1 protein-coding gene is annotated in these 300 nt (G+C 73.3%); it reads right to left on the bottom strand.

The genetic code is table 11. The annotated features are described in order from the left end of the window. Nucleotides 1-300, bottom strand: a 300-nt coding sequence (locus ABE505_RS17100) for a hypothetical protein (protein WP_346445865.1), incomplete at both ends; no start/stop codon positions are given.

The following is a 300-nucleotide window of genomic DNA, read 5'->3' as shown; positions in this document are numbered from 1 at the left end:
GCTTGCCGTGCGCCCGTCGAGGTTGTCCAGCGCCGAGCCCACATCGCCGAAGTCGGTCGTCGTGCCGGTGTCGCTGCCGTCGTCGAGCGTGTACACCGGGCCGGTCACCGCGCCGGTCGTCGGGTCGATCCCGGCGCCGCCGCCCAGCGCTGCGACCACCGGCGACAGCTGGCCGACATTGACCGCCTCATCGGCCGCCACGCCTGCCGCGACATTGCCGATCGCCGTGCCACCGGTCCCGGCCAGCGTCACCCGGCTGTAGTCCGGATTGCCGTCGGCATCGGTGTCGTAGCGCACCGC

It is taken from the genome of Luteimonas sp. TWI382, from assembly GCF_039674545.1.
In the GTDB taxonomy this organism is placed as follows: Bacteria; Pseudomonadota; Gammaproteobacteria; order Xanthomonadales; family Xanthomonadaceae; genus Luteimonas.
This window is presented reverse-complemented; position numbering and strand designations above follow the sequence as displayed.